9 protein-coding genes and 1 pseudogene are annotated in these 9743 nt (G+C 39.5%); all 10 read right to left on the reverse strand.

What is annotated here, in order from left to right:
• Positions 1-650 (reverse strand): chromosome segregation SMC family protein (locus V7149_RS04050; protein ID WP_335344375.1); only part of this gene is annotated, 650 nt, incomplete at its 3' end.
• Positions 651-697: 47 nt separating this feature from the next.
• Positions 698-1441: pseudogene (gene rnc, locus V7149_RS04055) on the reverse strand (ribonuclease III).
• Positions 1442-1897: 456 nt separating this feature from the next.
• Complete coding sequence (locus V7149_RS04060) at positions 1898-2131, reverse strand: acyl carrier protein (protein WP_335344376.1); 234 nt, start codon at positions 2129-2131, stop codon at positions 1898-1900.
• Positions 2132-2243: 112 nt separating this feature from the next.
• Entirely contained in the window at positions 2244-2987 is a 744-nt protein-coding gene (gene fabG, locus V7149_RS04065) for a 3-oxoacyl-[acyl-carrier-protein] reductase (protein ID WP_335344377.1), read from the reverse strand.
• The gene (fabD, locus tag V7149_RS04070; RefSeq protein WP_335344378.1) at positions 2984-3931 is read right to left on the reverse strand and encodes an ACP S-malonyltransferase; all 948 of its coding nucleotides are present in this window, start codon (positions 3929-3931) and stop codon (positions 2984-2986) included. Before fabD ends, fabG begins: the two co-directional genes overlap by 4 nt.
• A 26-nt stretch (positions 3932-3957) precedes the next feature.
• Positions 3958-4950, reverse strand: coding sequence for a phosphate acyltransferase PlsX (gene plsX / locus V7149_RS04075; protein WP_335344379.1), 993 nt, complete (start codon positions 4948-4950; stop codon positions 3958-3960).
• Positions 4934-5536 (reverse strand): transcription factor FapR, encoded by a 603-nt coding sequence (gene fapR, locus V7149_RS04080; protein WP_335344380.1) that lies wholly within the window; start codon positions 5534-5536, stop codon positions 4934-4936. Before fapR ends, plsX begins: the two co-directional genes overlap by 17 nt.
• A gap of 133 nt (positions 5537-5669) precedes the next feature.
• On the reverse strand, positions 5670-7718 hold the full coding sequence (gene recG, locus V7149_RS04085; RefSeq protein ID WP_335344382.1) for an ATP-dependent DNA helicase RecG: 2049 nt from the start codon (positions 7716-7718) through the stop codon (positions 5670-5672).
• Between the two features lie 179 nt (positions 7719-7897).
• Positions 7898-9574, reverse strand: coding sequence for a DAK2 domain-containing protein (locus V7149_RS04090; protein WP_335344381.1), 1677 nt, complete (start codon positions 9572-9574; stop codon positions 7898-7900).
• Positions 9575-9590: 16 nt separating this feature from the next.
• The coding region (locus V7149_RS04095; RefSeq protein ID WP_335344383.1) for an Asp23/Gls24 family envelope stress response protein at positions 9591-9743 on the reverse strand (153 nt) is incomplete at its 5' end.

The following is a 9743-nucleotide window of genomic DNA, read 5'->3' on the forward strand; positions in this document are numbered from 1 at the left end:
TCTAAATAATCTTTAGCAATAGAGGCTTGAATTTTTAAAGGCTCCACCTGACTTTCAAGCTCATAAACAATATCATTAACCCGATTTAAATTGTCTTGAGTCTCAGTTAGCTTTCCTTCTGCTTTCTTTTTCCTGCTCTTGTATTTAAGGACACCTGCTGCCTCTTCGAAAATCGTTCTCCTGTCTTCCGCCTTACTATTTAGAATTTCTTCAACTCTTCCTTGGCTAATAATAGAGAAAGCCTCTCTCCCTAAACCGGAATCCATAAACAAATCGACTATATCCTTAAGTCTGCATGATTGCTTATTAATGAAGAATTCACTTTCACCGGACCTGTATACCCGGCGGGTGACGCTTACCTCATTATATTCAATTGGCAACGATTGATCTTCATTATCTAATGTTAGCGTAACCTCTGCAAAGTTAAGCGCCTTTCTGGAATCACTGCCGGAAAAGATAATATCCTCCATTTTCGCGCCTCTTAAAGATTTAGCTGATTGTTCACCTAACACCCAACGGATTGCATCCGTAATGTTACTTTTTCCGCTGCCATTCGGTCCTACAACAGCAGTAACACCTGGAACAAAATCAACCATGATTCTCTCAGCAAACGATTTAAATCCAACAACATCTAACCGTTTTAAAAACAACTGCTGCTCCCCCTAATCTTAAATGTTTCTTATCTATGCTGTCTTAACTAGTTCAGATTATTTTTTAGGACTTCAAGAGCCATCTGCGCTGCATGTTGTTCGGCTTCCTTCTTGGAGCGGCCTGTGCCTGTCCCTAACTCCTTTCCGCTCATCGATACCCTCGATACAAATTCCCGATTATGAGCGGGACCTTTTTCCTGCAATATTTTATACTCAATCAGACCTGCCCCATCACGCTGAATCAATTCTTGCAGCTGACTTTTATAATCCATTACATGGGCAAATTTACCTGAATTGATTTTGGGAAATACGATTTTTTCGAGGAAAGCGACTACAGTATCTAATCCTTTATCTAAATATAAAGCACCAATAAATGACTCGAATACATCAGCTAGCAACGCGGGTCTTTCCCTTCCCCCGGTCATTTCCTACCCCTTGCCCAATAGGACAAGCTCCCCAAATGAAAGTTCATGCGCAAACGCTACTAGGGAAGGCTCGCAAACAATAGCTGCCCTTAATTTAGTTAATTCGCCTTCACTCATCAATGGATATTTTAGAAACAGAAATTGAGAGACAGTCAACTCAAGAACCGCATCACCTAAAAACTCAAGCCGCTCATTATCTTCATTTGGCTTTCTGCGGTGCTCATTTACATACGATGAATGTGTAAATGCCTGTTTTAATAGCTTTTCATTTTCAAAGTCAATTCCGATTTTTTTCTGAAATTCTTTAAAACGTTTATCTATAGAACGGAATATCCTTTTATCTTTGTCTTTTCCAATATTATGCATAATTAATTGATTCACCTTTATAAGTAAAATGACGAAAATATTTAGTGAAACTTCATTTAGTGGGGGGTTCCTACATCCCCCACTAAATGTTAGTTGCGGCCCACAGGATGTGGCGTTCTTAGTCTGTGTTCCTATATTCGGGCCTTTACGGGCAGTTGACATCCCACTTAAACTTCTTTGATTCATCTAAAGTTTTGAGGTGGGAGTCTTACTGCCCGTTAATCTGCGATAAATTTAAACAATACTAATAACGAGTTTACTGAAAAACAATGAAATATGCAAAAAAGCATAAGAAAGCCCCGTTATTGAACGGAGCTTTAAAAGACAAACGTATTTTCTGTCCGCCATTACCTAATCTAATGTCAAGTAATAATGGACAAAAAATACGACAAAATGATATACAGTGAGGGTAGATACCCCCACTGAAAAAGTATTGCTTACTTGTAAACTGATGATTTATTGCTTTGCACTTATGTAACTTACAGCGTCACCGACTGTAGCAATTTTTTCAGCGTCATCATCAGAGATTTCCATATCGAACTCATCTTCTAATTCCATTACTAATTCAACTACATCAAGGGAATCAGCGCCAAGATCATCTTTGAATGAAGCTTCTAATTTTACTTCAGACTCTTCAACACCTAAACGGTCAACGATAATCTTTGTTACTCTTTCTAATACTTCTGCCATGCTTGTTCACCTCCCCTCAAGATATTATAGTGTATTTTAAGTAAATAATAAATGTACTTTATTATTATTTTAAATAGTTTACTTAAAAAAATGTATCCGTGTACGCGCGTTGCTACATAACCATGCCGCCATCAACATGAAGTGTCTGACCTGTCATGTATCGGCTATCTTCTGAAGCGAGGAAAACAACAACATTAGCAATATCTGAAGGCTCTCCAAACCGAGCTAACGGAATTTGCTTTAACATCGCTTCCTTTACTTCGTCTTGAAGCTTATCCGTCATGTCAGTTGTAATAAATCCAGGGGCAACAGCATTAACGGTTATACCACGAGAAGAGAGTTCCTTAGCGGATGTTTTTGTAAGTCCGATTACACCGGATTTAGCAGCAACATAGTTTGCTTGACCAGGATTGCCGCTGACTCCGACAATTGATGAAATATTAATAATTCGCCCGCTTCTTTGCTTCATCATTTGTCTTGTTACAGCTTTTGTACATAGGAAGACACCTTTAAGATTAATATTAATTACATCATCCCACTCGTCTTCCTTCATTCTCATCAAAAGATTATCCTTTGTAATCCCAGCATTATTAACAAGAATATCAAGTTTTCCAAAAGCGTCAATTGTTTCCTTTACCATATTCGCAACCGACTCACTATTGGAAACATCACATTGAACCGCTATAGCACTTCTGCCCATTTCCTTAATTTCAGCAACTACCTGATTAGCTCTTTCTTCACTGCCTGAGTAATTAACCGCAATATCTGCACCTTGTCTAGCCAATTCCAAAGCTATTTCTCGGCCAATTCCTCGGGAAGCACCTGTTACTAGAGCTATTTTTCCTTCAAGCTTCATTGTATTTCCTCCTTTAAGGACTCTATAACTGCTGTACATGTCTCTTGATCGGAAACGGCAAAAATCCGAACACTTTTATCGATTTTCTTTACTAGACCAGATAAAACTTTGCCTGGGCCAATTTCAATGAAAGTATCTACACCTAATGAAATCATCTTTTGAACTGAATCCTCCCATAGAACAGGTGAATAAAGCTGAGCTATTAATTTTTCCTTAATTTCCTCTTCAGATGTTATTTCATCAGCTGTCACATTTGCTATTACTGGGATTTCTGCATTCTTTACTTCTATTTCATCTAGAATTTTTTTAAACTTTTCTGCAGCTGGCTTCATTAAATCCGAGTGGAATGGGCCACTTACTACTAGCGGCATCACACGTTTTGCACCGGCTTCCTTTGCCTTCACTGATGCGATTTCAACACCTTTTCTTGATCCGGAAATAACAATTTGTCCAGGACAGTTCAAATTTGCCAGCTGCACTGAATCACCTTCATCGGTAATCTTCTCTGTTACTGTGCGAAGAGTTTCTCGGTCTAAGCCTAAAACTGCAGCCATCGTGCCTTCACCATTAGGAACTGCCTCTTCCATATATTCCCCTCTTTTTCGAACTGCGTACACCCCGTCCTCAAAAGAAATCGCTCCCGCAGCAACAAGTGCTGTATACTCACCTAGACTGTGGCCAGCAACAAAATCCGGTTTGATCCCAGATTGTTTAAAATAATTCAGGACAGCTATACTTGTTGTAAGTAATGCAGGCTGCGCATTTGTTGTTAAAGTCAGCTCTTCCTGCGGCCCTTCAAAAATAAGCTTTGAGAGCGAAAAGTTTAACTTTTCATCTGCTTTATCGAAATATGATTTTACTGTTTGATCAGCATCCGCTAGAGTTTTTCCCATTCCTACAGTTTGGGATCCTTGGCCTGGAAAAAGAAATGCAATTTTCCCCATTGAGACACTCCTATTCTTTATTAAAATTATTTTGAGTTATGCTTTTCGACAACTTCCTTGATTGTTTCTGATACATGATGTGCAACCATTTCCCGCGTCTGTCTCACAGCATTGTATAGTGCATTTGCATCTGATGATCCATGTGCTTTAATGACTGGAGCCTTTAAACCAAATAGACCCGCACCGCCGTATTCAGAGTAGTCCATTTTAGATTTCAATTGGACTAAATCCGGCTTTAGAACGGCAGCAGCCAGCTTGCTTTTAAAACTGCTTGTCAATGCGGACTTCAACATTTTAAAAACGGAAAGGGCTGTTCCTTCAATAGTCTTCAGTACCATATTGCCAGTAAATCCATCTGTTACTACAACGTCTGCAGCACCTTCAAGTAAATCCCGCGACTCCACATTACCGATAAAATTCAAATTAGCATTCTGCAGCAATTCATATGTATGCTTTGTGAGCTCATTTCCCTTTTTTTCTTCTGTACCAATGTTAAGGAGGCCAACTCTTGGATTGGAAATCCCACGAACTTTTTCTGAATAGATGGATCCCATTATGGCATACTGCAAAAGATGTTCAGGCTTTGCATCCACATTAGCTCCTACATCAAGAAGTAAAAATCCCTCTCCGCCAATCGTTGGCAAGGTTGGGGATAATGCTGGTCTTTCTATCCCCTCTATTCGACCAACTACAAAAAGTCCTGCCGCCATTAAGGCACCTGTGTTTCCAGCTGAGATACAAGCATCAGCTTTACCATCAGAAACGAGCTGTGCTGCTAGAACCATCGAGGCATTCTTTTTTCTGCGTACGGCCCTAACAGGCTCATCTGTTGCTAAGATGACTTCATTTGTATGTAAAATTTCAATTCGATCCGGATTCGTTAAATATTCTTTAATTTTCGTTTCGTCCCCAACAAGGGTGATTTCAATATCCTTATATTCAGCAGCAGCTTTCATGGCTCCAAGCACGATTTCTTTAGGAGCATGATCGCCCCCCATTGCATCAATCGCTATTTTCATGCTGTTGTTCATCCTTTTTTGTTTTTTTGTGAGAACGATACATATCGAATTCCCCTTTAAAAACTAACTCATTATTCACATAGCTCGCAACTTCCACGATTGTCCTGCCATTTTCAGAATCGATGCTCACAACTTTGGCCTTTGCAATGACTCTTTCCTTAAGCTTCACGGAACGGGTAAATTGAATGTTTGCTTTAGCCGTTAATGCAAGCTCGTCATTTATCATTGCTACTGCCAATGAATTGGCCTGAGCAAATAAATGATGCCCGCGGGCAATTTTGTTCCGCCTAAAAACATGTTCTTCTTTAATATCTAAAATTGAAATAGCCGTTTTATCTAATTCAATATCAATAATTTCTCCAATAATTTCTTCAATGGGCAAGGATCGGACTTCATCATCAAACCTTTTTTCTGCTACATGCTTTATTCGTTCACGCAGCTCAGGAATGGATAATTCCAGCCTGTCCAGCCGGATTGTCTGAACACTGACAGAAAACTTTTCAGCAAGTTCTTCGTCAGTTATAAAAGGATTTTCCTTTATCGTTTCCGTTAATAAAGCCTGCCGCTCTTTTTTATTTCTTCGCATCTTTTACACTCCGTCCCAGATATTAAGACTAGGTACTAATAGTAGTATATAATCACGAATAGTATATTGCAAGCAGAAATAAGCTCTGTCACACCAGAGCTTATTGAAACCACTTTATTTCTTGAAGCAATTATTAATCAAGTTTTTCACCTTCTAAAACCCCTGATTCTCTTAAGTATGCTCTTAAATATTGAAACTCTGGCATTGTCCAGAATTCATTTGATTGAATTAATTGTGCCGTATCATCTCTAGCTGTCTCTAAAGCTCGGTAATCATGCACCATATCGGCAACCTTAAATTCAGGGAGTCCGCTTTGTTTTTTTCCAAAGAAATCACCAGGCCCTCTTAGTTCCAGGTCCTTTTCGCTTAGAAGAAAGCCGTCATTCGTTTCAGTCATTATTTTCATTCGTTCTTTCCCTGTTTCTGACTTCGGATCGGCCAGAAGAATACAAAAAGATTGATCGCTGCCACGCCCGACCCTTCCTCTTAACTGATGCAGCTGGGACAAACCAAATCGTTCCGCATCATAAATGACCATCATCGTTGCATTAGGGACATTCACGCCAACTTCAACTACCGTAGTCGAAACGAGGACTTGAACTTCATTATTGCTAAATTCCTTCATTACTGCTTCTTTTTCATCTGAGTGTAATCTGCCATGCATTAATCCAACTTGATAGCGCCCATTAAAAAAGTGTGTTAATTGCGCATGTACATCGATTGCATTCTGAACGTCCAGCTTATCAGATTCCTCGATTAGCGGACAAATTACATATGCCTGATGGCCAGCATGAAGCTCCTTTTCAACAAAGCCCAATACTCTCTCAAGCATAGAAGGCTTTGCCCAATACGTTTCTATCACTTTTCTCCCTGCCGGCATTTCATCAATAATGGATACATCCATTTCTCCAAAAACAGTAATGGCTAATGTTCGAGGAATAGGGGTCGCTGTCATAAATAAAACATCTGGGTTCTCCCCCTTCTCCCTCAATACTCTTCGCTGTTCAACACCAAATCGATGCTGTTCATCTGTTATAACAAGGCCTAGTTTTTGAAATTCAACCTCATCTTGTATTAAAGCATGCGTCCCTATCAGAACATCAATGGCCCCTTCCTTAAGAAGCTGCAGTATTTCACGGCGTCTCTTTCCCTTTACCGAGCTTGTCAGCAGCTCACACTTTATCTGAAATGGATCAAGCATTTGTTTTAGTGATTCAGCATGCTGTTCCGCCAATATTTCTGTTGGGACCATTAACGCACCTTGAAAGCCCGCCGTTCTAGACGCATAAAGAGCAATCGCCGCAACCGCTGTCTTTCCAGAGCCCACATCTCCCTGCAACAACCGGTTCATTCTAAATGACGACTTCATATCAGAAAGAATTTCATTGACAACTCTTTTTTGTGCGTTTGTAAGGGAAAATGGCAATGATTGAATAAATGACTTAAGATTTTCAAGTTGATAAAGTTGACTGATGCCGTTTGACTTTTCTCTATCAATTTTTCTTAATGCCTGCATTTTTAATTGAAAATAAAAAAACTCTTCATAAACAAATCTTCTTCTTGCCTGCTTTAAATCATTTTGATCAGCAGGAAAATGCATCATGTTTAGCGCAGTTCTTCTATTCATTAGCTTGTATTTAACTAAATATATTTCAGGTAATGTTTCTTCGATATCTGTTCCAAATTGAGAAAAAGCAATACTGATAAATCGTCTTAACCCTTTAACCGTTACTTTCCCCTTTACAGCGTAAACAGGCTCAAAATCTTTACTTTTTATGACAGAACCAACATGCAATTCACTTGCTGTAATCGTTTGACGATGCTGGTCCCATTTTCCCGTAACCGTGACTGTATCATTAATGGAGATTTTGTTTTTCACATATGGCTGATTAAATAAAACTGTCTGTATTAGATAGTTTCCTATTAATATTCTTAACGTTAATCTTGAACGCTTTCTTCCATAATAGACAAGAGAGGGCTCGCTATGTACCTTGCCGATCACAGTCACTCTATCTTCATGCTTAACCTCTGCCAAATCCTTCTGACGGTAATCTTCATAGCGGTATGGAAAGTACTCTAGTAAATCCTTTACGGTTTTTATATTCATTTCTCCTAATGCTGCTGCGGTTTCTTCTCCAATCCCTTTAACGGCCGTAACTGGAAGAGTCATATTTGGCTTCAATACTTTATGATGATTAGACAAAGATCTCACCTCCAGCTTCCGATTCTATTTCATCAATAAATGAGTCATCCCTAACTTTATTTAGCCAAAAAAGAAGGGGAGGCCCCTTCTTTTCTGTGTGTAAGATCAACAGATAACTCCTTCAATTACAAAGAAGGCGCTTTCGTTATCATTTCTCATTATTCAATTGCAAAAATAAATGCATATAGCGGCTGTTTTCCATCATGTATTTCAATTTCAACCTCTTCAAACTCTTCTTCTACAAAACTGACGATGGCTTCCACATCTTCATCAGAAGCATCCTCACCTTTAAGGATTGTTAAGATCTCCGAATCCTCATCAAGCATGCTAGTAAGTAGATCTTTTGCTGCCTGGACTTTATCTTTATTTTTGACTAGGATTTTCCCTTCGGCGATGCCCATGAAGTCATCCTTTTCAATTTCAAGACCTTCAATGCTTGTGTCTCTTACAGCAAATGTAATCTGTCCCGTTTTTACATGTTGAAGTGCTTCTGTCATTCCGTCCTTATTTCGGACTAAATCAGCGCTTGGATTGAAAGCAAGCAATGCTGACATCCCTTGTGGAACTGTCTTTGTCGGAATGACAATAACCTCTTGTTCTGCGACTTCCGCAGCCTGCTCAGCCGCCATAATAATATTTTTATTATTAGGAAGGATAATGACCTTTTTGGCATGGACCTCTTCAATCGCCTTCACAATGTCTTCTGTACTCGGGTTCATCGTCTGGCCGCCTTCTATAACTGCATGGGCGCCAATACTGCGGAATAGGTCAGCAATGCCCTTTCCCATTGAGACAGTAACAATTCCGTATTCCTTTAATTCTTTCGATACAGGTGCAGAGCTTGCTTGAGTTTGAGCCCCTTCAACTAAGTTGGTATGTTGCTGGCGCATATTTTCGATTTTCATATTGATAAGGCTTCCATAACGCTGCCCATAGGATAAACATTCACCAGGCTGTTCTGAGTGAATATGAACCTTAACAAGCTCATCATCTGCTATAACTAATAAAGAATCTCCAAATTTACTTAAGTCCGTTCTAAACACTTCTTCCGAGAATGGACTTTTCGTAAGCCTCTCTGATTCAAATCTGACCATAAATTCGGTGCAATAACCAAATTCAATATCTTCTGTATTCATAAAGCTATGTATGTTTTTGTGATGCTCTGCGCTAACCAAATCTTCCATTCTTGGAAATGCTGACGGACTGTCAGGAAGTTCTTCACCCTTTAATTGAGCCAGGAATCCTTCATAAACAAAGACAAGCCCTTGACCTCCGCTATCAACTACCCCTACCTCTTTCAAGACGGGCAGCAAGTCTGGAGTGCGGCTGAGAGATGCCTTTGCCTCTTTGATGACTTCTTCCATTAAGGCAATAAGGTCATTTTCGTTTTTGGCTGCTTGCACTGCTTTTTTTGCTGAGTCTTTTGCTACTGTCAAAATGGTTCCTTCAACAGGCTTCATAACTGCTTTATATGCCGTTTCTACTCCACTTAGAAGTGCATCAGCAAATTCTTTGCTATTAATTTCAGCCTTATGCTCAATGGCTTTAGAAAATCCTCGGAAAAGCTGGGATAGAATAACCCCTGAGTTCCCGCGTGCACCCATAAGCAATCCTTTAGAAAGTGCTGAACCAACCTTACCAATATGGTCTTGAATATTATTCTTTACTTCTTTCGCTCCTGATGTTAAGGACAAATTCATATTTGTTCCAGTATCACCATCAGGAACTGGGAAAACGTTAAGTGAATCAACATATTGGGCATTTGCGGATAAGTGTTTGGCTCCCGTTATGACCATATCTGCGAATCGTTTTCCATCTAGTGCTTTAATTGACACAAGTCTTTCCTCCTCACTACGAGTTCGTCACGCGAACTCCTTGAACGTAAATATTAACCGAGTCCGTGCTAAGTCCAACTGTTTTATCTAGGATGTATTTGACCTTTGATTGCACGTTGTGAGCAATCTCGGAAATTTTCGTTCCATAACTTACTATAATATACATATC

It is taken from the genome of Bacillus sp. JJ1503 (assembly GCF_036965125.1).
Taxonomy (GTDB): Bacteria; Bacillota; Bacilli; order Bacillales; family Cytobacillaceae; genus Cytobacillus.

Coding starts and splice junctions, on each gene's coding strand:
- V7149_RS04060 (WP_335344376.1), bottom strand. CDS start 2,131: ATGGCAGAAGTATTAGAAAGAGTAACAAAGATTATCGTTGACCGTTTA.
- fapR (WP_335344380.1), bottom strand. CDS start 5,536: ATGCGAAGAAATAAAAAAGAGCGGCAGGCTTTATTAACGGAAACGATA.
- plsX (WP_335344379.1), bottom strand. CDS start 4,950: ATGAAAATAGCGATTGATGCAATGGGGGGCGATCATGCTCCTAAAGAA.
- fabD (WP_335344378.1), bottom strand. CDS start 3,931: ATGGGGAAAATTGCATTTCTTTTTCCAGGCCAAGGATCCCAAACTGTA.
- fabG (WP_335344377.1), bottom strand. CDS start 2,987: ATGAAGCTTGAAGGAAAAATAGCTCTAGTAACAGGTGCTTCCCGAGGA.